This window comes from Halomonas sp. ISL-56, assembly GCF_018612805.1.
Classification (GTDB): domain Bacteria; phylum Pseudomonadota; class Gammaproteobacteria; order Pseudomonadales; family Halomonadaceae; genus Vreelandella.
Genome location: NZ_JAGGRO010000007.1, coordinates 33,473 through 58,647, shown reverse-complemented (window position 1 = coordinate 58,647; position 25,175 = coordinate 33,473). Strand labels below are relative to the sequence as shown.

23 protein-coding genes are annotated in these 25,175 nt (G+C 56.1%); 12 read left to right on the top strand and 11 right to left on the bottom strand.

Annotated features, from left to right (window positions below):
* Positions 1-39 precede the first annotated feature (39 nt).
* Positions 40-1,050: an amidoligase family protein gene (locus J7J49_RS05905; protein ID WP_215091003.1), complete on the bottom strand. Its 1,011-nt coding sequence runs from the start codon at positions 1,048-1,050 to the stop codon at positions 40-42.
* Positions 1,051-1,206: 156 nt separating this feature from the next.
* On the opposite strand from J7J49_RS05905, the gene J7J49_RS05900 reads away from it, so the two are divergent.
* Positions 1,207-3,711, top strand: coding sequence for a mechanosensitive ion channel domain-containing protein (locus J7J49_RS05900; protein ID WP_215091001.1), 2,505 nt, complete (start codon positions 1,207-1,209; stop codon positions 3,709-3,711).
* On the opposite strand, the gene J7J49_RS05895 is transcribed toward J7J49_RS05900, so the two are convergent.
* Both J7J49_RS05895 and J7J49_RS05890 read right to left on the bottom strand, forming a co-directional pair.
* Complete coding sequence (locus tag J7J49_RS05895) at positions 3,628-4,059, bottom strand: hypothetical protein (RefSeq protein ID WP_064234517.1); 432 nt, start codon at positions 4,057-4,059, stop codon at positions 3,628-3,630. The two genes, J7J49_RS05900 and J7J49_RS05895, sit on opposite strands and share 84 nt — an antisense overlap.
* Before the next feature lie 108 nt (positions 4,060-4,167).
* Positions 4,168-5,196 carry a J domain-containing protein gene (locus tag J7J49_RS05890; protein WP_215090999.1) on the bottom strand — a complete coding sequence of 343 codons (1,029 nt, stop codon included), beginning with the start codon at positions 5,194-5,196 and terminating at the stop codon, positions 4,168-4,170.
* 114 nt (positions 5,197-5,310) lie between these two features.
* On the opposite strand from J7J49_RS05890, the gene J7J49_RS05885 reads away from it, so the two are divergent.
* Entirely contained in the window at positions 5,311-6,756 is a 1,446-nt protein-coding gene (locus J7J49_RS05885) for a hypothetical protein (RefSeq protein WP_064234519.1), read from the top strand.
* Between the two features lie 160 nt (positions 6,757-6,916).
* Positions 6,917-7,606, top strand: coding sequence for a CBS domain-containing protein (locus J7J49_RS05880; protein ID WP_215090997.1), 690 nt, complete (start codon positions 6,917-6,919; stop codon positions 7,604-7,606).
* 58 nt (positions 7,607-7,664) lie between these two features.
* Here the strand turns inward: J7J49_RS05880 and J7J49_RS05875 are convergent, their stop codons facing one another.
* The gene (locus J7J49_RS05875) at positions 7,665-8,789 is read right to left on the bottom strand and encodes an aminotransferase class V-fold PLP-dependent enzyme (protein WP_215090995.1); all 1,125 of its coding nucleotides are present in this window, start codon (positions 8,787-8,789) and stop codon (positions 7,665-7,667) included.
* Between the two features lie 233 nt (positions 8,790-9,022).
* On the opposite strand from J7J49_RS05875, the gene J7J49_RS05870 reads away from it, so the two are divergent.
* From J7J49_RS05870 to J7J49_RS05860, 3 genes are all read left to right on the top strand, one after another.
* Entirely contained in the window at positions 9,023-9,802 is a 780-nt protein-coding gene (locus J7J49_RS05870; RefSeq protein WP_215090992.1) for a ThuA domain-containing protein, read from the top strand.
* Positions 9,799-10,848 (top strand): Gfo/Idh/MocA family protein, encoded by a 1,050-nt coding sequence (locus tag J7J49_RS05865; RefSeq protein ID WP_215090990.1) that lies wholly within the window; start codon positions 9,799-9,801, stop codon positions 10,846-10,848. The genes J7J49_RS05870 and J7J49_RS05865 overlap by 4 nt, the downstream gene beginning before the upstream one ends.
* 73 nt (positions 10,849-10,921) lie before the next feature.
* Positions 10,922-11,911 (top strand): LacI family DNA-binding transcriptional regulator, encoded by a 990-nt coding sequence (locus tag J7J49_RS05860; protein ID WP_215090988.1) that lies wholly within the window; start codon positions 10,922-10,924, stop codon positions 11,909-11,911.
* Here the strand turns inward: J7J49_RS05860 and cdd are convergent.
* The 7 genes from cdd to J7J49_RS05825 all read right to left on the bottom strand — a co-directional run bounded on the left by cdd (position 11,908) and on the right by J7J49_RS05825 (position 18,899).
* Positions 11,908-12,327, bottom strand: coding sequence for a cytidine deaminase (cdd, locus tag J7J49_RS05855; RefSeq protein WP_215090986.1), 420 nt, complete (start codon positions 12,325-12,327; stop codon positions 11,908-11,910). The genes J7J49_RS05860 and cdd overlap by 4 nt on opposite strands.
* Before the next feature lie 11 nt (positions 12,328-12,338).
* Complete coding sequence (deoD, locus tag J7J49_RS05850) at positions 12,339-13,064, bottom strand: purine-nucleoside phosphorylase (RefSeq protein WP_064234526.1); 726 nt, start codon at positions 13,062-13,064, stop codon at positions 12,339-12,341.
* A 158-nt stretch (positions 13,065-13,222) separates the two neighbouring features.
* Positions 13,223-14,467: a phosphopentomutase gene (locus J7J49_RS05845; protein ID WP_215090983.1), complete on the bottom strand. Its 1,245-nt coding sequence runs from the start codon at positions 14,465-14,467 to the stop codon at positions 13,223-13,225.
* Entirely contained in the window at positions 14,464-15,819 is a 1,356-nt protein-coding gene (deoA, locus tag J7J49_RS05840; protein ID WP_215090981.1) for a thymidine phosphorylase, read from the bottom strand. The genes J7J49_RS05845 and deoA overlap by 4 nt, the downstream gene beginning before the upstream one ends.
* Entirely contained in the window at positions 15,819-16,613 is a 795-nt protein-coding gene (gene deoC, locus J7J49_RS05835; RefSeq protein WP_215090979.1) for a deoxyribose-phosphate aldolase, read from the bottom strand. The genes deoA and deoC overlap by 1 nt, the downstream gene beginning before the upstream one ends.
* An 85-nt stretch (positions 16,614-16,698) precedes the next feature.
* Positions 16,699-17,982 (bottom strand): NupC/NupG family nucleoside CNT transporter, encoded by a 1,284-nt coding sequence (locus J7J49_RS05830; RefSeq protein ID WP_064234530.1) that lies wholly within the window; start codon positions 17,980-17,982, stop codon positions 16,699-16,701.
* A 53-nt stretch (positions 17,983-18,035) separates the two neighbouring features.
* Positions 18,036-18,899 carry an outer membrane protein OmpK gene (locus tag J7J49_RS05825; protein WP_215090977.1) on the bottom strand — a complete coding sequence of 288 codons (864 nt, stop codon included), beginning with the start codon at positions 18,897-18,899 and terminating at the stop codon, positions 18,036-18,038.
* A gap of 305 nt (positions 18,900-19,204) precedes the next feature.
* On the opposite strand from J7J49_RS05825, the gene J7J49_RS05820 reads away from it, so the two are divergent.
* From J7J49_RS05820 to cyoE, 6 genes are all read left to right on the top strand, one after another.
* Positions 19,205-19,966: a DeoR/GlpR family DNA-binding transcription regulator gene (locus tag J7J49_RS05820; RefSeq protein ID WP_064234532.1), complete on the top strand. Its 762-nt coding sequence runs from the start codon at positions 19,205-19,207 to the stop codon at positions 19,964-19,966.
* A gap of 277 nt (positions 19,967-20,243) precedes the next feature.
* Positions 20,244-21,269 (top strand): ubiquinol oxidase subunit II, encoded by a 1,026-nt coding sequence (cyoA, locus tag J7J49_RS05815; protein WP_215090975.1) that lies wholly within the window; start codon positions 20,244-20,246, stop codon positions 21,267-21,269.
* A gap of 3 nt (positions 21,270-21,272) precedes the next feature.
* Positions 21,273-23,285, top strand: coding sequence for a cytochrome o ubiquinol oxidase subunit I (gene cyoB / locus J7J49_RS05810; RefSeq protein ID WP_064234534.1), 2,013 nt, complete (start codon positions 21,273-21,275; stop codon positions 23,283-23,285).
* Complete coding sequence (cyoC, locus tag J7J49_RS05805; RefSeq protein ID WP_064234535.1) at positions 23,285-23,896, top strand: cytochrome o ubiquinol oxidase subunit III; 612 nt, start codon at positions 23,285-23,287, stop codon at positions 23,894-23,896. Before cyoB ends, cyoC begins: the two co-directional genes overlap by 1 nt.
* A gap of 1 nt (position 23,897) precedes the next feature.
* Positions 23,898-24,218 (top strand): cytochrome o ubiquinol oxidase subunit IV, encoded by a 321-nt coding sequence (gene cyoD / locus J7J49_RS05800; RefSeq protein ID WP_064234536.1) that lies wholly within the window; start codon positions 23,898-23,900, stop codon positions 24,216-24,218.
* Complete coding sequence (gene cyoE / locus J7J49_RS05795) at positions 24,176-25,099, top strand: heme o synthase (protein ID WP_064234537.1); 924 nt, start codon at positions 24,176-24,178, stop codon at positions 25,097-25,099. The genes cyoD and cyoE overlap by 43 nt, the downstream gene beginning before the upstream one ends.
* Positions 25,100-25,175 lie beyond the last annotated feature (76 nt).

Sequence of the window (25,175 nt, the reverse complement as noted above, 5' to 3'; positions counted from 1 at the left end):
CAGGAAATGATAGATGCAAAACGAAGCATTGTAAGAAGGCTAGCGCTCACGACGAAACCAGCGAACCAATTTCTCTTTTAAACGGATCAGCACTGGTCGGTTATGATCGGCGATGTACTCATCGCAGCGGGCAAGCAAAATTTCCGAATTAGCGGCCAGTTTCTCAACTTCTACCCAGCGATTCCACTCGACCACCGAGCCCCAGCCTGGCTGCGAAAGCTGGGCGTTGGGGAGGCGATAGTGAAAGGTAGGCCGCGGCTTGGTAAGCGTATTATGCAGCAATTCATGGGAGTGGTCGGGGCGCAGGTAGGCAAACAGCGGCAGCAAATCCAACTCGCGGTTGCGCGTTGGGTTGTAGTGCAGGTAGTCATCAATCAGCGTATCGAGATCCGGCGTATAGCGTCTATCCAGCACTTTTAGCGCATAGGCTTTGTGAAATGGGTTCGCGTGGGGCAACATCTCACGGGTAATGTCCACTTTGATTTCGTCGCGCAGCCAGACAGCCAGCAGCAGGTAAGCGCGTAGCATCGCCAGCAAGTAATCAACGTCAAAGCGCTCCACTTCTGGGTTGAGATGTAATCCAAACCCATACAGCAGGCTGGCATCGGTGCCCTTAGCGCCGTGCTCACGGAGTGCTTCAAACAGCGCGTCTAAATCTTCCAGCTCATTCCAAGGTATCGGTGGGCAAACGATTTCGGTAGGCACCAACCCGGTGACCATATCACCAATCAATTCGCGGGTTTTTTGATGAAACTCGATTCGCCGCTGATGCTGATGGCGCGCCCACTCGCTGTCTTGGACGTGTGGGTCTTCAACGAGTGTTTTGTCTGGATGAGCGTACTGAGTGTCGAGCTCGATACCAAATTCGCCCCAGCGTGTACCCTCTACGAGTAGCCGATGGGGGCTTACCACGTTAAGCTCCCCGCTAAACAGCTCACGTACAATCATCGCTGTGTCTCGGGGCGGCAGGCCTGCGAATTCAATTTCGACCCCAACTTGCCGGATTTTCCCGTGGCTATTTAAGCGGTTAGGCGGAGCTTGTAGCGTCATCTCGGCATCCTTGAGGTGAACGTTTAAGTCTCCAGCCTATCATAGTCACGCGTTGAGACTGAGCTTGTGGCCTGAGCTTATGACTAAGTTCAGTAAACTGAAGCGGTGGCAAACGATAAGCAGGGCGCCATCAAGGCTAATTTTCAGGAGTAAGGCGTGCGACAGCACTGGTTAATCAACTCGCTAATAGGCGTTGTCTTATTTGTGTTAGCAAGCCTAGCAGTGACGAGCATGGCAATAACCGAGGCCCAGGCGCAAGTGGTGTCGCTGCCAGGCCTTAGCAGCGGATCCGAAGAGCAAGCGGCCGAGGTTAGTGGTGAAGAGTTCCAGGCGTCCTTGAATGACGTCATCACCATGCTCGAAAACGAGCAGCAGCGCACTGAGCTGCTTAAATCACTACGTGAGTTGCAGGTCACCGCCGACGCTGCCAGTGAGGATGAGGGCGTAGTGCGCCAGGGGCTGCTAGGGGCTCTCGCCGACACCTTAAGTGACCTTGGCGACCAAGCCGAAGCGGGTGGCTCTCCCATTGATGAGTGGGCTCGTCAATTGGCGCAAGGTGTTGAAGATTTGCGCGCTCTTAATGATGATGCCGACCAGGGTGAGGCAATTCGGGCGGTGGCTGAGGGGGCCGTGCTCGCGCTGATTTGGGGCGTGCTGCTGGTCGTCATGATTGCTTTTGGACGGATGGTGGCCACCCGGCGGGAGTGGCCGCTCGACCTACCCTGGGATCCAAAAGGCTGGTTGATGGCGGTGCACTTCTTGCGCCGTATGTTGCCCTGGGCGTTGGCGTTTGCTATTACGCTGGGTGTTGGTCAAGTGCTGCCCGATAGCCCTGGGCGGACATTAGTGCTGGTAGTGGCCTATATCTGCCTGTGTGGCCGAGCACTCTCGGTGGTATTTGAAACGGTGATCGCGTTCTTTAGCCGCGGCCATCGGTTTACGGCGGTACAACTACTTCAACAACGCGCTTTGCGCGGCCTGTTTGTGATCGGTGCCTTGATTGCGCTTGGCGATGCGGTTAACTCCTCTCGCCTGGTCGAAATGCTGGGTAGCGAGCTATCGAGCCTGGTGTCGGTGCTTTCCAATATGCTGGCGGCGCTGCTCGCGGCGCGGTTTATTCTTAAATTTAAACGTCCCGTGCGCCATTTGATTTGCAACCGCCCCTACAAACAGCGTCGGGATGCCAATGCCGCCGTCGAGATGGTTCGCTCTCTGGGGGGGCTGTGGCATATACCGGCGCTGCTGATGGTAATGGGCTCCTTGCTGGCGATTTTTATCACTGTCGGCGATGTGGGTACCGCCCTGGCACGCTCGATTATTTCAGCCAGCCTGCTGGTGTTAACGCTGGTGGTCACTGGGTTGCTGCGCCGCCAGGCTGAACGGATGGGCAAGCGTCGACACCGACATCGCCAGAGCCAGTATCGCAAGCGTTTAGAGCGCTTCGGCTTTGTGTTGGCGCATATCTGTTCGTGGATGGTGTTTGCTGAACTCTCGATGCAGGTTTGGGGCAGTTCGTTCTTTGGCCTGGGTCAGCAGGCCGTGGCCAGCGCACGGATCGGTCAAGCGCTAGTGAGCCTGGGCTCTACCGTGTTGCTGGCATGGCTAGTGTGGATCTTTGCCGATACCGCCATTCAGCGGGCGCTGACATCGTCGGCGCGCTCCCGGGGGCGGCGGGTCAATCAGGCCCGAGCACAAACCATCACGCCGATGATTCGCAATGTCATCTTCGTCACTATCTTGATTATTGCCTTCATCGCTGGTCTGGCTAATTTGGGTGTCAATGTCACGCCGCTGCTAGCCGGTGCCGGTGTAATCGGTCTGGCGATTGGTTTTGGTGCTCAGACGTTAGTGCAGGATTTGATTACCGGCATCTTTATTTTGATCGAGGATTCGTTAGCGGTCGATGACTTCGTGCAGATCAATAACCATATGGGCACGGTTGAGGGGCTGACACTGCGCACCGTGCGGCTGCGCGATTTGGATGGGATTGTGCATATCATTACCTTCAGCCGCATTGAATCGATTCATAATATGTCGCGCCAGTTTGGCATCGCTCTAATGCGTATCCGTATACCGTTTGATATGAAGATCGACGATGCGATTACGTTGATGCAGGAGACCGCCCAGGAGCTGCGCCGCGATCCGATGATGCGCCACTACATTTGGTCGCCGTTGGAGATGCAGGGTGTTCAGGGCTTTGAAGAGGGTTGCCCCATTTTACGTATGCGCTTTCGCACCGCGCCCGAGATGCAGTGGGATGTTTCACGGGCTTTTAACCTGCTGCTTAAACAGCGTATGGAAGCCCAAGAGATTGACTTGGGTGTGCCGCGTCTCAGTCTCAGTATGGAAGCGCGCTCCGAAGACCGTATGGAGGCTGCCGCGGGGACGTCGTTCTCTTTGGAAAATGGCTCGTCTGAGAGTGAGCAGGGTAAGGGAGAAACGACGCAAGCAAGTGGATCAAACGACGAGCATCATAAGAAACCGGCGCCGCCGAAGCCCGCGCCGCGCCCCACTAAAGCCGAGATTCGCAAGGATGAACAGGAACGTAAACACGATAACACGGCTAATCGCGTGGCTTCACATCGGCAAAAGCCCCAGGCACAGGGCGAGACCCAAAGCGATACCTATGCCAGCTCCGGCGGCGAAAACGGCGATCAGTAGCCACGGCCCACGTAAGCGGCGCCAGCGGTTATACAGAGAGACCGCGTGGCTAACGCGGTCAACCAGTTCGTCGTGACGCGAAATGGCATGGTCGGGTGGCAGTGAAAAGTCGTTGGCGACATCGCCCTGCCAGTGGGCGCCGTGGCTGAGTCCCAGGCGTGCGCGTAGCCTGCCGATATCGCTGAGGGTATCGTGCAGCGTATCGTAGGTTTCGCGGCGTTCGGCAACCGCGAACACCGCCTCGGCATCCTGACGTAGTGCGCTATGCTGGCAGCTAGTCACGGCTTGGCTGATTTCCTGGTCGTTGGCCTCGGGGGAAACCGCGAGGCGCTGGTACAAATCACGCATAGGGAGCTATTGTTTCTCTTAGACCACATTTCTCTTAGGCCACGTTTCTGTTAGGTCTTGTTTCTCGTAGCGCAGTGCATAGTTCGAAGGGTATAGCGTTACATGGTCTTAGTAAGTTTGCATCAAATAATCATAGGCGTTTTTGATACGCTGAAACCGCGCTGACGCCAAGGCTACCTGGTGCTCGCTTTCCGAATAGAAGCGGTCTGGGTGGTGGAGCTGGGCCATTCGCCGGTAGGCGTGGCGAACTTCTATACGGGTGGCGCCTGGGGTAAGTCCCAGCACCGAAAGCGCCCGCGTGGTGCGGTCGGGCGGCGGCGGTGACGCGCGCTGCTGGCGATTACGTCGTTCTTGATGAGAAGAGTCTTGATGATACGAGTCTTGCTGACGAGAGCGGCGTTGCTGTTCCCGTTCGGCCCGTTCGCGCTGTTGTTGCTGCCTCTGTTGTTCCTGTTGGCGCGTCTGTTCCCGCTGGCGCTGCTGTTCGTGTTCGCGGGCTTGGCGAGCCTGCTCCTGGCGCTGCTGCTTCTCCTGCTGTTTTTGCTGCTTCTGTTGGTGGCGCTGCTGTTTTTTTCGCTGCTGTTGTTCGGCCCGGGCATTGGCCTGTTGGTGCTGTCGTTCAGCCGCCTCGGCCTCGCGCGCTTTTCGGGCATGGTAATCTGGGTCGTGAGTTTGCCAGTAGACATCACGGCTAGGGTCTTCGGGGGTGGTAAGCGGGATGCCGGTGAGTTCCTTAAACAGAGTGTTTAAAGTCATCGGGGCAACGCTTAGCAAATCAGCCAAAAAGCGCAAAATATAATGATTGGCCAGCGACAGCTCGCCGTCATCGGTGGCAACGGTAATCGCTTGATGAATAACGCTGAGGCAGCGTTCTGTGCCGCACTCTTTGCGCACCACCTCGGCCGCTAATTGGATCGCTTGCAGGTCTTGGCTATGGGCAATACTCATCACCGGGCCCAGCTCATGCCCATGGCGAAACTGTGCGGTTACCTGAGCCAGGCGGCGGCGCCGCTGCCCCTCTGAGACGTGTTGGCGGTGCACCAGCACCCAGGCCAACAGCAGCAGGGTTGCCGTATCCACTTGGCTGCGGCTCTTTAATAGCAGCAGCTCAAAGGGTGAAAAACGGGCAATGGACATTTCCTAGCTCCACAGACGAAGAGGTAAACAAAGGGCGGTGGCTTTGTGCAGCACCATGTTTATTTTAGCCATGGTATATCATCACGTTAGGTAAAGGAGTAGGAGATTGATGAGTTGATCAACGTTGAGCGTAAAAACAGCTTCCAGCTGCGTCTTACCCGGCGGCTCAAGGAAGAGACATCGCATAATCTCGACGTCTATCTTTTTGTGCCTGGCGAGCTTGGCTTAAGCACCCAGCTTATCTCAGAAGAAGCCTTTTATCATTCTGCCATCAATGTTTCGCGCACCTACTACAGTGACGAGTATCTCTTACCCTTGGTGCATAGCCGATTGGCTAGCCGTAACCGCCTCGGCAGCGATTCGTATCGTTTGAGTCTGAGCCTCTACGCCTACCAGTACGTGGAAGCGATGGAGCGCACGACGCGAGCGATGCTGGTGAGTGCCAATAAGTTGCGCCACGCCCGCCAGGAGGAGCGGGAGGAGAACCGTGAGGTACAGCAGAGTGCCGTCGCCTTACACGATCAACTGCACGAAATGATCGACCTAAGTGACGGTATTCTCAAGCGGCTGCGACGCCATCAGCCTGATGATGAAAGCTTCAATAAGTACTTTGCCAATATTGATAATTACCTCTCCTGGTTTACCGAACAGCAGTTGCTGGCGTTGGTAGCCCATATGCCCCGAGGAGGAGAGTTTACCGATATTCGTCGCCGTTTTATCAGCGTCTGCCATCGTGAGGATGACTACCGACGCGAGCAGCAGTACAACGCTGAGCGGGTGATGGCCGACCCTACCCGCATGTCGAATAAAATGCGCCTGCTGCGGCGCTTGATCGAACATCCGATCACCCTGAAACAAGAAGCGTTAGAGCTGGGTGGCGGTGAGCAGAAAGCGGTCAAGGCTTTGGCGACTGCCGTGGTGATGACATTTGTCACCTTGGGTGTACTGCAACTGCGCAGCGTGCTGGGGGGGATCACCGCCCTGTTCGTATTAGCGATGGCGCTGCTCTACGCCATGCGCGAAGTGTTTAAGGATGATTTGCGCAATACCTTGTGGCGCTGGCTGCGCAAAGGCCGCCCCAAGTGGCGCCGACAGTATCGTGATCCCACGCATAACGCCTTGGTAGGGCGTCAACTGGAGTGGTTTGACTACAAGCGGTTTGCCGCGCTGGGCGAGGATATTCAGCAGATGCGCCGTCGCAAGGTGGCTCAGCGGGAAGAGGTGGTGCTGCATTACCGTTCAAGCTCACGTATGTCGCCCACGCGTTTTTTAAGCGGCTACGAGCATACCCGAGAAACGCTCAATCTGGATATTTCCATGCTCACACGGCTAATGAGTAAGGGCAAGCATCACATCTACCGTCTCAAAGATGGCCAAGCGGTGCGCGAGGGGGTCGAGCGCCGCCATCTGTTTAACTTGGTTATTCGTGAGACGGGCAGTGAAGATACGCCCTATCTTGCTCGCTGGAAGGTCGTCGTTAGCCGTTCTGGCATTGTCGATGTTGAGAAAGTGGAAGAGAGCAGTCTGGTGGATAAGCAGCCATCAGAAAAGGGCAAATAAACTGCGCTAGATCAACGCAGCCTCAATGCGCTCTTTGAGATAACCAACCGGCATAGGCAAACTGCCGGCAGCGAACTAGGCTCAAAGAACAAGCAGGGCAACCTGCATTTGTGGTTCAGTCTTTAGGTGTGTCTTAAGGATTGGCGCAAGGAGGAGAACCATGCAAGCTATCGATATTATGACCCCCAAAGTGGTCAGTGTGGGCCCTGACGCGGAAGTACGCGACATTGCCCAACTGCTGCTCAATCATCGTATCAGTGCCGTTCCTGTGGTGGATGACGAGCACAGGGTAATAGGCATTGTCAGCGAAGGCGATTTAATGCGCCGGGTAAAAAATGACGGTGACCATCGTGACGCTTGGTGGTTAACGCTGTTTACCGGCGGTAAGGATGCTGGCGACTACGTTAAGTCACATGGTCGTAAAGCGCATGAGGTCATGACCCCGAATCCAATGACCGTGGAAGAGAACACACCGCTGCATACCATTGCGCGAATGTTGGAAAAACACCATATCAAGCGGGTGCCTGTGCTGCGTGACGGCAAGCTGGTGGGCATTGTCAGCCGCGCTAACCTGCTACAAGGTATCGCCAATGCGGAGGTGGCGCCGACCCAGTCACCCACGGATGACAGGCAGATTCGCGAGGCTATTCTCAAAGAGGTGGAGAATAATACCGGTGTACAGGTCGAAGGCATTAGTGTGATTGTGGATGGCGGTGCGGTAGAAGTCTGGGGGCTGGTCGAATCCCTTGAGCAGAAGCAGGCAGTAGCAGTGGCCGCAGAAAACGTACCTGGGGTCACTAAGGTCGAAAACCACCTGGGTATGATGCCGCGTGGCGTGGGGTACATGTGACATCAAGCCCGCTATGTTAATAGCGGGCTGTTCCTTCCTTGCTCTCTTAAACACGCTCTTAAACCACTGCTTTAATCGCCTGCTCCAGGCTGTTTACGCTGCGCTCTGTGTGATGCAGTTTATCGAGGCCAAATAGGCCTATGCGGAAGGTTTGGAAGTTGTCGCCTTCATCACACATCAGCGGTACGCCGCCCGCCACCTGAATGCCCGCCTGGGCAAGTTTGCCCACCAAGCCGCTATCGTCGCTATAGCACACCACCACGCCGGGGGCTTCAAAGCCTTCCGCCGCAACGCTGACAAAACCATGGCGTTTAAGCATGGCACGGACTTCCCGACCAATCGTTTGCTGCTCCTCTTTTACCTTGGCAAAGCCGTAAGCACGGGTCTCCTGCATAATATCCCGTAACCGCCGCAGTGCATCGGTAGGCATGGTGGCGTGATAAGCGTGCCCGCCATTTTCGTAGGCTTGCATAATGCTGTGCCACTTGCCCAAATCGCAGGCAAAGCTATTGCTCTGAGTCTCACTTAAGCGCTGGGTAGCACGTTCTGAGAGCATGACCATGGCGCAGCAGGGCGAGCCGCTCCAGCCTTTTTGCGGTGCGCTTACTACCACGTCAATCCCGAGTGCCTGCATATCCACCCACAGAGTGCCAGCGGCAATGGCGTCTAACACAAACAGACCGCCTACCTCGTGAGTGGCCTCGGCGAGCGCTTGAATATAGTCATCAGGAAGTAGCAAGCCAGCAGAGGTTTCGACTTGCGGGGCGAACACTACGCCAGGTTTTTCGCTACGAATCTGCGCGACGGCCTCATCAATGGGAACCGGCTGAAAGGGCGAGCGCGGGTCATCGGCATTCAGACGCCGTGCTTTCAGCACACTGTGCTGATCGGTTAAACGGCCCATCTCAATAATTTGTGTCCAGCGGTAGCTGAACCAGCCGTTCCGAATGACCAGGGTGTTCTGATCGACGGCAAACTGGCGCGCGACGGCTTCCATGCCAAAGGTGCCGCTACCGGGCACGATAACGGCCGCTTGGGCGTTGTACACCTCTTTCAGCGTGGCAGAAATGTCGCGCATCACGCCTTGAAACTGCTGTGACATGTGATTCAACGAGCGGTCTGTATAGACCACTGAGTACTCAAGCAAGCCGTCGGGATCGATGTTGGGCAGTAAGCCAGCCATGGCGTTCTCCTGTTATTGGGTATGCGCTGCGTTTAGGCGCGAGATCATGAGTAAGAATACGGATAACTCAGTAGCGATGCCAATAGCGTTTGAGGCAGCGTTGGACGGCGTAATCGCGACTAAAGGTGTATTCGAGTAAACGTTTACGTTTTGATAGTAAACGTTTACTTTAGCGGCTAAGCGCTTCAAAGACGCTTTTTGGGCGCTACTACCAGTCTAGCTGAGGAGAGAAGATGACCATTAATGTCACGGTGTGGGGGGAAAACGTCCACGAACAAACCAATGAAGTTGTGGCGCGAATCTACCCAGACGGCATGCACCACTGCATCGCCGAAGGCCTCAATGAAGCGGAAGAGCTCAATGCCACCGCCGTCACCTTGCAAGACCACGAGCAAGGGCTAAGCGAAGAGCTCCTCGACAATACCGATGTCCTGCTGTGGTGGGGCCATGCTGCCCACGGTGACGTGCTGGAGGAAACGGTTGATCGCGTCCAGAAACGCGTGCTGCAGGGCATGGGGTTGATTGTGCTGCACTCCGGGCACTACGCAAAAATCTTCAAACGCTTGATGGGCACCACCTGCTCTCTCAAGTGGCGGGAAGCGGGGGAGCGCGAGCGGCTATGGGTGGTGAACCCCGGGCATCCGATTGTGCAGGGGCTGGGCGACTATATCGAACTACCGCATACCGAAATGTACGGCGAGCCGTTTGCGGTGCCCAACCCTGACGAGGTGATCTTTATTAGCGCCTTTGAAGGCGGTGAGGTCTTCCGTTCAGGGCTGACTTACAAGCGCGGCAACGGCAAAATTTTCTACTTCCGCCCTGGCCACGAAACCTACCCAATCTACTACAACGAACAGGTTAAAACGGTACTGAAAAACGCAGTGCATTGGGCACGCCCGGAAGGCTCACGGTGGATCGATAGCTGCCCCAATATCCCTGCTGATCAGGCGCCCAATCCGGTGGAGATAAAAGGCGAAGGGCTGCATAAACCCGGCGAAGGGGGCTTCAAATGATCCATTTAGCGATTATCGGCGCTGGCAGCATGGCGGGCGAGCACGCCAAGCACTTTGGCCGCATTGAGGGAGTGGAAGTCATCGCGGTGTGTGATATGGATTTGGCCAAGGCGCGCGATTTTGCTGGCCGCTATGGCATTGCCGATGTGTATGATGACCTGGAAGCCATGTTAGCGCGGGAGGATATTCAGGCCGTTAGCAACGTTACGCCGGATGGCGTTCATAAACTAACCTCTCTGGCCGCGATTGCTGCAGGTAAGCATATCCTGTGTGAAAAACCGCTGGCCACTAATGCGCAAGATGCTCGTGAGATGGCCCAAGCGGCCCAGGCGGCCAACGTCATCAACATGGTCAACTTTAGCTATCGCGATGCGCCAGCCATACAGCACGCCCGTGCACTCATTACCGCCGGGGCCATTGGGCAGGTTCGTCACGTAGACGCCAGCTACCGACAGAGTTGGCTGGTCAGCCATGCCTGGGGGCGTTGGGATCAGGATAGCCAGTGGCTTTGGCGGCTCTCAGAAGCCCATGGCAGCAAAGGCGTGCTGGGCGATGTGGGCGTGCATATTGTCGATTTTGCCAGCTTCCCGGTAGGCGATATTACCCGCGTAAACTGCGAGCTGACCTGCTTTGAGAAAGCGCCGGATAACCGCATCGGTGATTATCAGCTGGACGCCAACGATACCGCCCTAATGCGGGTGACCTTTGCCAATGGAGCCAAGGGCACTCTTCAGGCTACCCGCTGGGCGACCGGGCATCACAACTCGTTAACCCTGAGTGTACACGGCGATAAAGGCGCTATTCGGGTCGATTTAGATACCTCAAGAGACGAGGTGCAGGTATGCCTGGATGAGGACGTTCATCCTGCACGGTGGAGCACAGTGAAGGCACCTCCTACGGCGAGTATCTATCAGCGCTTTGTGGAAAGCATCCGCAGTGGCCAAAACGACCAACCGGATTTCGCCCGCGGTGCCGCGATTCAGGCCGTTCTCGATGCCTGCGTTGTCTCCAGCCAGGAGGATCGCAGCTTGGCTATTGCTGGTTAATCAGCGTCGCAACGTCGCGGGTTTTTCGGCACACTGACAGCCTTCCAGGTGAAAATAGGGCGAGAAATAGTCGGTGAGAGAGAGCAAACAAAACGCCCAAACGGCCACCATCCGCGAAATAGCCCGGCGGGCCGAGGTGTCGATTGCCTCGGTCAGCCGGGCGTTGAATAGCAAGCCTGGGCTAAGCGACGCCCTACGTGAAAAGATTTTGGCGATTAGCCGCGAGGTGGCCTACCAACCCAGCGCCGCTGCTCGCCAGTTAATCAGTGGCAAATCGGCGGTGGTGGGTATCTCCCTGGGTCGTCAGGATATTGAGCTGCGACCTTACTATATCTTGCTCTACCAGCACCTTACGGTGGCGCTTCATCAGCAGGGGATGGTGCCAGTGTTTTTTAATCACCAGCAAACGGGTGAGTTACCTGAACGCGCGGGGGCAGCTATTTTACTCGGTGAAGCGCCGGATGATGAACGCCCCGCACTGCTAAAGGCTGCGGCGATTCCCTTTGTGCGCATTGGCGACGCTGGGGAGGGTTTTTCCGTTGCTCCTGACGATCGACAGGGGCTGTATGAAATCACCGCTTATCTGATTGGTCATGGGCGCCAGCGGCTAGCCTTTATGGGCGGTGAGCTAGAGGTTCCGCGCCCCCATAGCCGTTTGGAGGGCTATCGTCAGGCGTTGGCTGAGGCGGGACTCAATGAGCAGTTGATCAGCTTGCCGCACCGCTTTGCATCGGATTCCTTAAACAGCTATCGCTATTTGAATAGTTACTTGGACAAGATGGGCGCTCAAACACTGCCGTTTGATGCGCTGGTATGTGCCACCGACGAGCTAGCGCTGGGCTGTGTGGCCGCACTGGAAGATCGCGGGATTGAGGTGCCGGGCCAAGTGGCAGTCACCGGTTTTGATGATCTGCCCACCCTAGCCACTGGGCTAACCACGGTACGACAGGATATCGCTGAGATTGCTGCAACGAGCATGGCATTACTGGCAGAAGCGCGGGCGGGAGAAGCGCCCCGGCACGTATCGCTGCCGGTGGCGCTGGTAGTACGGGAAACGAGTTAACGCGGCGGCAGTTGTTCAGGCCCAAAACCATCGGGCAGCAGGGCTTCCATGGAGTAGGTTTTCATCAACTTACCGCTGCCGGAGAGCACCTTGATCTGCGTCTCGGGCGTGGCGAACTCGCGGATGCGCTGGCGGCAGTCGCCGCAAGGTGTGCACAGGTGATCGCCAGGGCCCATGACGTAGACGGTGGCCAGCTGGCGCTGCCCAGCGGTGATCATCGCGGAGATGGCCGAGGCTTCGGCGCATAGGCCTTTGTAGTGCGCGACTTCTACGTTAGTGCCCGCGAACTGCTGGCCATCCGGCGTCACCATTACTGATGCCACTGGGTGCGCAGAGTAGGGCACATAGGCGTTAGCCCGCGCGCTGAATAACTTTTCAACGATCTCTGCTGATACTTCATCCGTTTGTTGACTCATCACACTTCCTCTTAAGCGCGGGCTGCATCGTCACGCAATACAGTGTCTAGCGCGATGAGCATCATGTCGTCAAAGGTCGTTTGACGGTCGGCGCTGGAGAGCGAGTCGCCTTTTAGAATGTGATCCGACACGGTGCAGATGGTCATGGCGCGGGCACCAAACTCGGCGGCGACGCCGTATAGACCAGCAGCTTCCATTTCTACACCAACAATGCCGTAGCGCTTGAGCATTTCGGCCATCTCGGTTTGCGGGTTGTAGAACAAGTCCGCTGAGAAGATATTGCCGACCTTTACCGGCACGCCTTTGGCCTTGGCGGCGGCCACGGCGTGCTGGGTCAGTTCAAAATCCGCAATCGCGGCGAAGTCATGGTCGTTAAAGCGCATACGGTTAACTTTGGAGTCGGTGCTGGCACCCATGCCGATGACTACATCGCGGACGTTAACGTCATCGCGCACTGCACCGCAGGAACCCACGCGAATCAGCGATTTAACGCCGTAGTCGGTGATCAGCTCTTTAGCATAGATGGAGACCGAGGGGATGCCCATGCCGTGGCCCATCACGGAAATCTCGCGGCCTTTATAGGTGCCGGTGTAGCCGAACATATTGCGCACGTCGTTGACCTGGCGAACGTTCTCCAGATAGGTATCAGCAATATATTTGGCACGCAGCGGGTCGCCGGGCATCAGTACAGTATCGGCGAAATCGCCCATATCAGCATTAATATGCGGTGTAGCCATGTCACGCTCCCATATAATTTAACGGTCTGAATCAACCCTGCGCGGGGGCGCTGTGAACCCTTCCCTGGGTGCTACTTTCGCCATCCATGGCGAAAGACCCCCGCTACGGGTTGATTCAGACCTTGCACGATCTTGTGCTAGAGGTTGGTTATTTGCCTTTAAGCAGCGTCGGGTAGAAAGCTTTTGCCATCGGCCATGGCCGGAAGCAGGAAAAAGTCGGCCAGGGTTTGGCCAATATCGGCAAAGGTGCCACGCTCACCTAGCGAGCCGGGAGTAAAACCGGGGCCGTGTACCAGAATGGGGATGTACTCGCGGGTGTGCTCGGTGCCGTGCCAGCTGGGGTCGCAGCCGTGATCGGCGGTGAGTATCAGCAGGTCATCTTCGCTTAGCCGCTCCATTAGTGCTGGCAATTTGGCGTCGAAATCTTCCAGTGCGGCGGCATAGCCCGGTACGTCGCGGCGGTGACCATAAACCGAGTCAAAATCGACAAAATTGGTCATGATCATCACGCGTTCGCCGACGTCGCGCTTAGCGGTACGCTCAATCTCATTTAGCGTGGCGTCCATCAGCGCATCGTGGCCGCTGGCTTTGACCTTGTGGGTAATGCCGCAGTGGGCGTAGATATCGGCAATTTTGCCAATCGAGACCACTTCACCATCAGCATCGGCAAGCTTTTGCAGCACGGTTGGTGCCGGCGGCTCAACGCTGTAGTCGCGGCGATTGCCGGTGCGGGCGAAGGTTTTGCTGTCCTCGCCGATAAACGGACGAGCGATGACGCGGCCGATGTTGTAAGGCTCCAGCAGTTCGCGGACGGTTTCGCACAGCTTATAGAGCCGTTCAAGTCCGAAATACTCTTCGTGAGCGGCGATCTGAAACACTGAATCTGCTGAGGTGTAAACAATCGGCTTGTCGGTGGCGATATGCTCTTCACCCAGGCGGGCGATGATCTCGGTGCCCGAAGCGTGGCAGTTGCCAATCACGCCGGTTAGGTCGGCTTCATCAACGATGGCATCGAGCAACTCAAGGGGGAAACTGTCGGTTTTATCCAGAAAGTAGCCCCAGTCAAAGCGCACCGGCACACCGGCGATTTCCCAGTGGCCGGAGGGGGTGTCTTTGCCGCTGGAGATCTCTTTGCCGTGGGCGTAGGCGCCCTCCAGGCTTTCCGGTAGCGTAACGCCTTCGGCCACGCTGCCGGTGGCATCACGGTGGGCGTGAAACAGCCCCAGCTTGGCCATGTTGGGTAGCTTGAGCGGGCCTGAACGGTGGGCGGTATCCGCTTCGCCACGGGCGCAGGCGGCGGCGATATGGCCCAGGGTATCGGCGCCTTCATCGCCGAAGGTCGCAGCATCCGGTGCGGCGCCAATGCCAAATGAATCGAGTACTAATACAATCGCGCGGCTCATAAGGCTTCTCCACGGAAGGTGTCTTGCAGCAGGGTGTCGGCGCTGGCCGCCGCTTCACCAATGGTGAACGCTGCACGGAGCTGTTCCGCGGCACGGTCGGCGGCGGCGTCACTGCGGGCGTGAACCATGGCGATGGGATGCTGGCTATCGACGCTTTCGCCGATTTCAATAATCTCGGTAAAGCCGACGCTGTGATCGACGCTGGCGTCGTTGCGTAGGCGGCCACCGCCCAGTTCGACCACGCTCATGCCCACGGCGCGAGTATCGATTCGTTGAACCACACCAGCTTGCTCGGCATATACTGGCTTGATCACCTCAGCCTTGGCCAGGTAGTGCTCGGAGCGCTCCATAAAGTCGCTGGGGCCACCCAGTTCGCGCACCATGCGGGCGAATACTTCAGCCGCTGCGCCAGAGGTCAACGCCTTTTCAAGTTTCGTTAGCGCTTCTTCGCGAGAGCCTGCGAGCTTGCCAGCGATGAGCATCTCCACGGCCAGTTCGCGGGCGACTTGCATCACGCGGCTGTTGGGGCGGTCACCGCGTAGCAGGGCCAGGGTCTCGACGATTTCCACGGCGTTACCGGCGCAGGGGGCCAGCGGCTGGCTCATATCGGTGAGCAGGGCAGTCGTGGGCGTGCCCGCTTGGGTGGCCACGTTGGCGATGCTTTTAGCCAGCTCGCGGGATTTTTCCGGGGTGGGCATAAAGGCGCCGCTGCCGACTTTTACATCCATTACCAGCGCATCCAGGCCAGAGGCCAGCTTTTTACCCAGGATAGAGGCGGTAATCAGCGGAATAGACTCTACCGTGGCGGTCACGTCACGCACGCCGTAGATGCGCTTGTCGGCAGGAGCCAAGTCGCCGGTCTGGCCGATAATTGCCACGCCGGTGGATTTCACGACGTTGCGGAAACGCTCCGGGGCAGGATATGGATCGTAGCCAGGGATAGATTCGAGCTTATCCAGGGTGCCACCAGTGTGACCTAAGCCGCGACCGGAAATCATCGGTACAAAGGCACCGCAGGCGGCGACCCAAGGGCCGAGCACCAGCGAGACCAAATCTCCTACACCGCCGGTGGAGTGTTTATCGACGATCGGGCCGGGTAGGTTCAGATCGCTCCACTGCATCACGTGGCCTGAATCACGGGTCGCGGTGGTCAGGGCGACGACTTCTTCACGGCTCATGCCATTAAGAAACACCGCCATGGTGAAGGCGCCAATCTGGGCGTCGCTAATGCGGTCATCGGCAATGCCCTGCACAAACGCCTTGATCTCTTCCGCGGGCAGCGGCTGGTTATCACGCTTAAGGCGAATCAGCTCCTGGGGGAGCAGGGTGTGTTTCGTTGCGTTGGCAGACATTAGTAACCTCCGTCTGTGGCGGCAGCGCTGGTGCTGCCAGTCAACGTATCCAGCAGATTACCCAACAGGCTAGAGGCCCCAAAGCGGAAGTGCGCAGGGGTCGCCCAGCCTGGGCCCATAATATCGTTGGCAAGGGCTAGATACTCGGCCGCGTCTTCGGCGGTTTTAACGCCACCTGCTGCTTTAAAACCAACATCCTGGCCACTGGCTTTAATCGCCTTGAGCATGATCTCGGCGGCTTCCAGGGTGGCGTTGACGGCCACTTTACCGGTCGACGTTTTAATAAAATCGGCGCCGCCTTCAATGGCGAGTTCGCTGGCGCGTTTGATTAACGCAGGCTCTTTCAGCTCGCCGGACTCAATGATCACTTTGAGCAGCGCTTGGCCCGCGCAGGCGGCTTTGCACATTTCGACTAGCTCAAGGCCAGTCTCTTCATCGCCCGCCATCAGCGCGCGATAGGGGAACACTACGTCGACTTCATGAGCGCCGGAGGCAACGGCGTCGCGGGTTTCCCGGGCGGCGGCCATAATGTCATCGCCGCCGTTGGGGAAGTTGGTGACCGTGGCAATTTTAACTTGGTTATCGAGTTTATGGGCGGTTAGCGCGCGTTGTGCTGTAACAATAAACTGCGGATAGACGCAGACGGCGGCTGGATTGCCGAAAGGCGTTTTTACCTGCTGGCAGAGCGCTTCAATGGTGCTGTCTGTATCGCTGTCGTTCAGGCTCGTCAGATCCATGAGGGTAAGCGCTTGGCGGGCGGCTTGGACGATATGGGGGGAAGCAGTCGCAGTCATGGAATTCTCACAAATCAGTAAAAGATAAAAACGGGCACTGCGGATAAAACCGCAGCGCCCGCCGCCTTCAGTAAAACCCGCTGCGTTAAGCAGTGGCGTTACTTAAGGCGATGAAGAAGCCAGCAATCGAGGCCGACATCAAGTTGGACAGTGTACCGGCCAACACGGCTTTGACGCCAAAACGGGCAATCTCTTTGCGACGAGTTGGGGCGATGCTGCCCAAGCCGCCAAGCAGAATTGCAATGGAGGAGAGGTTGGCAAAGCCACACAGCGCAAAAGAGAGAATCGCCATGGTGTGCGGTGTCATCATTTGACCCGTGGCAGCCACCACCTGTTCCCCATCAATGTAAGGCGCTAGGTTGATGTAGGCGACAAATTCGTTGACCACTAATTTTTGGCCAATAAAGGAGCCTGCTAGCGTGGCTTCTTCCCAGGGTACACCTAATAGGAAGGCCAGCGGGGCAAACAGCCAGCCCAGGATCAGCTCCAGGCTCAGCGAGTCAAAGCCCACCCAGCCGCCAATGCCGCCTAAAATGCCGTTTACCAGTGCGATTAGGGCGATGAATGCCAGCAGCATGGCGCCCACGTTGGCGGCGAGCATTAAGCCGGAGGTGGCGCCGGATGCCGCCGCGTCGAGCACGTTGGCAGGCTTGTCTTCCTGGGCTTCAATCTCTTCTTCCACTTTGGAAACGCTGTCGCTGTCGGTAACGTCTTGGGTTTCCGGCATGATCAGTTTGGCAAATAGCAAGCCGCCGGGAGCTGCCATAAAGGAGGCCGCTACCAGGTACTCCATGGGAATGCCCAGTGCAGCGTAACCTGCCAATACCGAACCAGCGACCGAGGCCAAACCACCACACATAACGGCAAACAGCTGCGAAGGCGTCATGCGGGCAATAAACGGACGCACCACCAGCGGCGCTTCGGTTTGGCCGACGAAAATATTCGCCGTGGCAGAGAGTGATTCAGTCCGCGAGGTACCCAGGGCTTTCTGCAGGGCACCACCCAGGATGCGAATAACCCACTGCATAATGCCGATGTAGTAGAGCACGGCGATGAGCGAGGAGAAGAAGATAATGACCGGCAGTACTTTGATGGCGAATACAAAGCCGACGTTATCCACATCGGCTAAGCCGCCGAACAGAAAGCCGATTCCGTCGTTGGCATACACCAATATTTGGCTAACGCCGGAGGAGATGGCCTGCAGCACCGCTTGACCAAACGGCACATAAAGTACAAAAGCACCAATGCCCGCTTGGATAGCAAAGGCACCCAGAACGGTGCGTAGCCGAATCGACTTACGGTCGTAGGAGAAGATCAGGGCAATGGCCACCAGAGTGACCATACCCACCAAGCTCATAAGGAGTGTCATAGGGAGATCCTTCGCGTCAGCGCGTAAGTAACGTTTTTATCGTTAGCTCGCGATTAGAGTAAGTTGAGCTTGACGGAGTAGATCATCGCATTCTGATAGTCGTTGGGAGTGCCCAACTTATTCTCAGAGTAGCGATACTGAATGCCGGTGGTGATCAAGTCGCTGGGGTGCCACCACAGGCTCAGTGCACCGTTGGTGCCTACACTGCCCGCTGTATCGCCCACGTAGTTCTGTTCCAGATACTCATCGTCACGGCCAAAGGTTTGCTCGTGCCAGTTGGTGACGCTGAAGTTCTGGTTGAGCGCAGTGAAATCATAACCCGCGACCCAGCCAGCCATATAGCCGTTCATGCCGGTATAGCTGTTACTTTGCACCCGCGCCGCACCAATAAACGGTTTAAACCACAGGCCGTTATCGAACGTCGTGCGGTAGCCCAGGCCCAGAATCTGATCCTGCTCGCGGCTGTTATAACCATAATCGCGGAAGTCATACAGGTGGGCGTAAATCGATAGCGGGCTATCACCCAGGTAAATGTGCGAGGTCACTTTACCTGCGGTGCGGAAGTTGTCCTTGCCGCCGCTTGATTCATCAAACTGGTCGTTGGTCGGGTTCTCGAAATCAAAGAAGCCATAAAACTCGCCCCAGCTAAAGCCAGCGCCGCCTTCGATTTCAACAAACGTAAAATCGCCTTTAGCGGCGTTAGATGCGGTGCGCGCTTCGGTGCCGTTCGACCAGTCCAGGTAATTAACCGAGACGTTAGCGAATGACCACAGCCGATCAAGGGCATGCGGCTGAGCTGCCTCATCTGCCATTAGCGGCGTAGCGATCGTTGCCGCTATTACACCCACTACGCCAGCGCCAAGCGCGACAACAGACGAGGAGCAAGAAGAAGAGAGAGCGTGTGTACGAACTGTCATAGGAGCCTCAACAAGGTTATCGCGGAGCCATTTGGGTGTGGCTATCCGTGGGTTGTAATTGTGCGGGCTGGCGTTAATGTTAAAATTATAACATTTAGTGTTATTTTTCTAACGTTGATTTGCAAGTACTGTCACATCAACGCTATTTAAATGTCATATGGCTCTCACTGTGGCACTTAATAGCGTCAAGAGCCGCCGTAGCAGTGGAAATTACGCCGCAGCTCGCTCAGCATAGAAAGTGACGCAACACCGATACTCCCGCTGCGAAAATCACAACAAGAGGGGTTTGCCAGGAGATGCCCACCATGAATGGCCGTAGCGCTCAGCGCCTTGCCAAACTTCAGGAAGCGCTTGCCAGTGGCGGTACTCTTCATCTGCGCGATGCCGCAGAGCTGTGCGATGTTTCCGAAATGACCATCCGCCGCGATCTTACCACGCAGGTCAGCGCCATTAGCCTGCTGGGAGGGCGTCTAGTGATGGCGAATTACCCCGGCGTTACGCCTATTTATGACTTAACTGAGCAGCAGGCTAGCCATTACCAGGCCAAGTATCGGCTGTGCCAGCGGGCACTCGCTTTTATTGAAGAAGGGGACACGCTGTTTATTGACTGCGGCTCAACGTTGATGCCGCTATTGAGCCAATTAAGCCATTTTAATGAGCTGACGGTCGTGACCTATGCGCTTAACGTCGCCAATGCCGTCGCCGCACTCCCCAACGTGCGCTTAGTGCTACTCGGCGGGCTGTTTTATGCCGCCTCGCAGTCGTTTGGAAGCGATAATATGGCTGCCTCCATTGAGCGGTTAGGCATTAACAAAGCGCTGATCTCCGCTGCAGGGGTGGATTTAGAGCGGGGCGTTAGCTGTTTCCACTTTCACGAAGTGGCGCCAAAACAAGCGGCCATTGCCACCGCTATGCAGCGCCTGTTAGTAGTAGATGCCAGTAAGTTCGGCGTAGTTCGCCCGGCCTATTTCGCCGCCCTGGATGATTTTGATGTGGTGGTCACCGATGGAGAGGGTGCTCATAGCAGTCAATACCTTGGGTGCGGCAATGCGCCACTTCTTTCATGATCTCGATCAATAGAAAATACTTTAGTCTTAGCTGCTTAAGTCTTTAGTGCTTCAGCCAGCGAGGCTCGTCGCCAACTCCCACTCGGCGGCGCATATTTTTCCCGGAGCAATGGCGCCTGGCGCCACGTGTGCACTGACCTTGAATACGTTTTAGAGCGTTTTCGAGAGCGTCCTTCAGAGCATGTTTTGGGAAGAGTATGGGGTGGTAGTTAGCCTGCTATGTAGCTGGACAGCATGGCTAGCTAGTGTTTTAAACAACCTCTGACGAGATCACACCATGCAACGACGCTCACTTTGGCGCAGGCGAGGCACGCTAGTGCTACTTGCGCTGTGTCTGTTTCTAGCGGGCTGTAGTTCAGCGCTGCTAGACCCAAAAGGGCAGATTGGCGCTGAGCAGCGCACGCTGATTCTGACCGCCTTTGGCCTAATGTTGATTGTAGTTATTCCTGTGATTGTCATGACGCTGCTGTTTGGCTGGCGTTATCGGCGTAGTAATAGCTTGGCTAAATACACGCCTGATTGGGCGCACTCCAACGTGATTGAAGCAGTGGTGTGGATCGTGCCTTGTGCGATTATCGCCGTGCTCGCCCTGTTGACCTGGAAGACCTCCCATAGCCTTGACCCGCACAAGCCGCTGGAAAGCGATGTGGCACCAATTGAAATACAGGCGGTGGCGCTGGATTGGAAGTGGCTGTTCATCTACCCCGAGCAGGGCATTGCCAGCGTTAACGAAGTGGCCTTCCCAGTAGATACGCCAGTGCGCTTTCGGGTCAGTTCCGGCTCCGTGATGAACGCCTTCTTTATCCCCCATCTTGGCAGTCAGATTTATGCCATGGCGGGTATGGATAACGATGTCCATCTCATTGCCGATGAAATTGGCAGCTACCCGGGTCGTTCCACTAACTACAGTGGCGCGGGCTTCTCTGGCATGACGTTTGAGGCCAAGGTGACCAACGACGCCGATTTTGACGCCTGGGTTGAAACGGTACGCGGTGCCCCGCAAACGCTGACTTACCCCGAAGGGTATGAGGCGTTGGCAGAACCCAGCGAATCGAATCCGGTGGAGTACTTCTCAGCCATCTCGCCATCGCTATATGAAAGCATCCTGAAAAGCTTCCATACCGGCGGTGAGCACGGTATGGGCGGCGAACATCAGATGAGCGGCGATCATGCTGACTCCCACGATGGCGAAAATGAAAACGCTGCCGATCACGCGGCCGAATCAGGTCATGTCACTAACAACCATGCTAGTCAGGATAATGCCATGCGCAGCCATTCCTCTAGCGTAGAAGTGGGAGGTTAAGCCGTGTTTGGAAAACTCACGTTAGAGTCAATTCCCTACCACGAGCCGATCATCATGGTCGTCGCGGCCTTTATGGCCATTGGTGGGATCGCGCTGTTTGGTTTGATTACCTATTACCGCAAATGGGGCTGGCTATGGAACGAGTGGTTTACCTCCGTCGACCATAAAAAGCTCGGTATCATGTACTTCATTGTCGCCCTGGTCATGCTGCTGCGTGGCTTCTCAGATGCGATTATGATGCGTACCCAGTTGGCGATGGCCGCCGGGGATGCAGCGGGCTATTTGCCGCCTCACCACTACGATCAGATCTTTACCGCCCACGGCGTGATCATGATCTTCTTTGTCGCCATGCCCATGGTCATCGGTCTTATGAATCTGGTGGTGCCGCTGCAAATTGGTGCCCGCGACGTTGCCTTCCCTTTCCTGAATAACTTAAGTTTTTGGCTGTTTGCGGTCTCCGCGATACTGGTCAATATTTCGCTGGTAGTGGGCGAATTCGCAGCTACCGGGTGGCTCGCTTACGCGCCGTTATCGGGGATAGAGTTTAGTCCCGGGGTGGGGGTCGATTACTGGATATGGGCGTTGCAGATATCCGGTATAGGCACCACGCTCACCGGTATTAACTTCTTCGTGACCATCATTAAAATGCGCACCAAAGGCATGACGATGTTCCGCATGCCGATCTTCACCTGGACCTCGCTGTGCGCCAACGTGCTGATCATCGCTTCCTTCCCGATTTTGACCGCGACCATCGCACTGCTAACGCTGGATCGCTATTTGGGTATGCACTTCTTTACCAATGATTTTGGCGGCAACATGATGATGTACGTCAATCTCATCTGGGCCTGGGGCCACCCGGAAGTTTATATCCTGATTCTGCCTGCCTTCGGCGTATTCTCTGAAGTGATTGCGACCTTTGCCCGTAAGCGGCTATTTGGCTACGCCACCATGGTGTGGGCGACGATTTCGATCACCTTGCTCTCGTTTGTCGTTTGGTTGCACCACTTTTTCACCATGGGGGCGGGCGCCAACGTTAACGCTTTCTTCGGCATTATGACGATGATCATCGCCATTCCTACCGGGGTAAAAGTGTTCAACTGGCTGTTTACGATGTACCGCGGCAGCCTGGAACTGACGTCACCGGTGCTGTGGACGCTGGGCTTTATTATCACCTTTACTTTAGGCGGTATGACCGGCGTTATGCTGGCGGTGCCCGCGGCCAACTTTGTGCTGCATAACAGCCTGTTCGTTATTGCTCACTTCCACAACGTCATTATCGGCGGTGTAGTGTTCGGCATGATGGCGGGTCTCACCTACTGGTTCCCCAAAGCGTTTGGCTTCACGCTGGACGAGAAGTGGGGCAAGCGCTCCTTCTGGTGCTGGTTTATCGGCTTCTACGTCGCCTTTATGCCGCTCTACGTGCTGGCCTTCTTTGGTGCCGTACGCCGCATGCAGTCTTACGCCAACACTGAATGGCAGCCGTGGATGATTCTGGCCTGGGTAGGCGCAGTGATCATTATGTTGGGCATTGTCTGCACCATCATTCAGTTCTGGGTGAGTATTCGCGATCGCAAACAGAACGCCGATGTCACCGGTGACCCTTGGCATGGCCGTACCCTGGAGTGGTCGACCTCTTCTCCTGCACCGTTCTACAACTTTGCACGTTTGCCGGAAGTGGGCGATATCGACAGCTTCTGGTCGCAAAAGCAGCGTAGCGAAGAGCAGCTTGAAGCAGCTCCCTATACCGATATTCATATGCCGCGTAATACCGTGGCCGGGCCCGTTATCAGCTTCTTTGCGCTGGTTATCGGCTTTGCGCTGGTATGGCATATCTGGTGGTTAGCCGGCGTCGGCGCCGTGGGTGTTTTTGTGAGCTTTATGGCACGGGTGTTTAACGACGACATCGACTACTACGTTCCCGCTGCTGAAGTTGAGCGCATCGAACGTGAGCATCAACTTAAACGTGAGCAACAACTCGAACGTGAACAACAACTAGGCGTGGAGGCGCAAGCGTAATGGCAACCGATACGTTACAACACGGCGCAACGGCTGAGCCCCACGAGCATCATGATGCCTCGGGCACGAAGCTGTTTGGTTTTTGGGTCTACTTAATGAGCGATTTGGTGATCTTCGGATCACTGTTCGCCACTTACGCCGTGCTGATGAGAGGCACGGCAGGTGGGCCGACCGGCGCTGATATTTTTGAATTACCGTTGATTCTTTTCGGTACCTTTGCACTGCTGATCAGTAGCTTTACCTTCGGCATGGGCGTTTTGGCAATGCATGCCAACCGTGTTGGCCAGGTGAAAGTATGGCTGATCATTACCTTTCTGCTGGGCTTGTGCTTCCTGGGGATGGAAATCTATGAGTTCCAGCATCTGATCCATGAAGGGTTTGGCCCGGATCGTAGCGGCTTTTTGTCGGCCTTCTTTACCCTGGTAGGTACTCACGGGTTGCACGTTACGTTCGGCATGATCTGGATTTTGGTGATGCTGGTACAGCTGTCGACCAAAGGGTTGAACGATATGACCCGGCCGAGGATTTTGTGCCTAAGCCTGTTCTGGCACTTCCTCGATATTGTCTGGATCTGTGTCTTCTCATTCGTCTATCTGATGGGAGTGTTGTGAGATGAGTGCAAGTTCAACCAATGCCCATGGCAGCGTTAAGTCGTATGTGACAGGACTGGTATTGTCGCTGATACTGACCATTATCCCTTTTGCGGTAGTAATGAGTGGCGCTTTTAGCGTACTGGCTAGCGTGATTGTGATAGCCGTGACCGCAGTGTTGCAGATATTGGTGCAACTGGTCATGTTTATGCATATGAGTACCAAAGCCGACGAAGGCTGGAATCTGATGTCCTTCGTCTTCACACTGACGGTTCTCGTCTTAGTGGTAGGAGGCTCGCTGTGGATCATGCAGCATCTGCATCTCAACATGATGATCGGCTAATCTCAGCGCCCAGCCGCTGGCGGGATCTGCTTGAGCTGACCAAGCCGGGCATAATCGGCGGCAACTTGATTGCCACCCTGGGCGGCTACTTTCTCGCCGCCCAGGGCCAGTTCGAGTGGCTCAGCTTTGTCTCGGTCATGGTGGGGATTGCGTTAATCATCGCGTCAGGCTGTGCGTGTAACAACGTCATCGACCGCGATATTGATGCATTGATGGCGCGTACGCGCCATCGCCCTCTGGTAAGAGGCAGCATCTCTATTACTCAGGCACTGGGCGTTTCGGCGCTGCTGGGTGTGTCGGGGGTGGTGTGCTTGGCGCTGGGCACCAATGGGCTAACCGTTGCCTTGGCGGTGATTGGCTGGGGCGTGTATGTGGGGCTCTATAGCCTTTATATGAAGCGCCGCTCGGAGTACGGCACCTTGGTAGGCAGCCTCTCCGGGGCCATGCCGCCGGTGGTGGGCTACTGTGCAGTGACCGGGCAGTTCGACAGCGGTGCGATTATGCTGCTGGTGATTTTCTGCCTGTGGCAGATGCCGCACTCCTACGCGATTGCGATCTTCCGCTATGCCGATTACCGTCGCGCGTCGATTCCGGTGCTGCCGGTAGTGCGCGGGGTGAAAATGGCCAAGCACCATATTCTTGGCTACATCGTGGCGTTTATTCCCGCTTCGCTGGCGCTGGGATTGGCCAGCCAGGCGGGCGCCGGGTACCTCTGCGTGGCGCTGACCATGGGAGGTTACTGGCTCTACTTGGCGCTGCGCGGCTACCGTTTAGAGGACGATGTGCGCTGGGCCAAGAAAGTGTTTGGCGTTTCCATTCTGACCATCACTGCGATGAGCTTAGTCATGGTGTTGGAATCAATGGTGCCGATGTGGGTTTAGCCCCCTCACGCTGTTAAGCAGTCAAACAAAACGCCCCGAGCAGGTAACTGCTCGGGGCGTTTATTTGGGTCGTGAA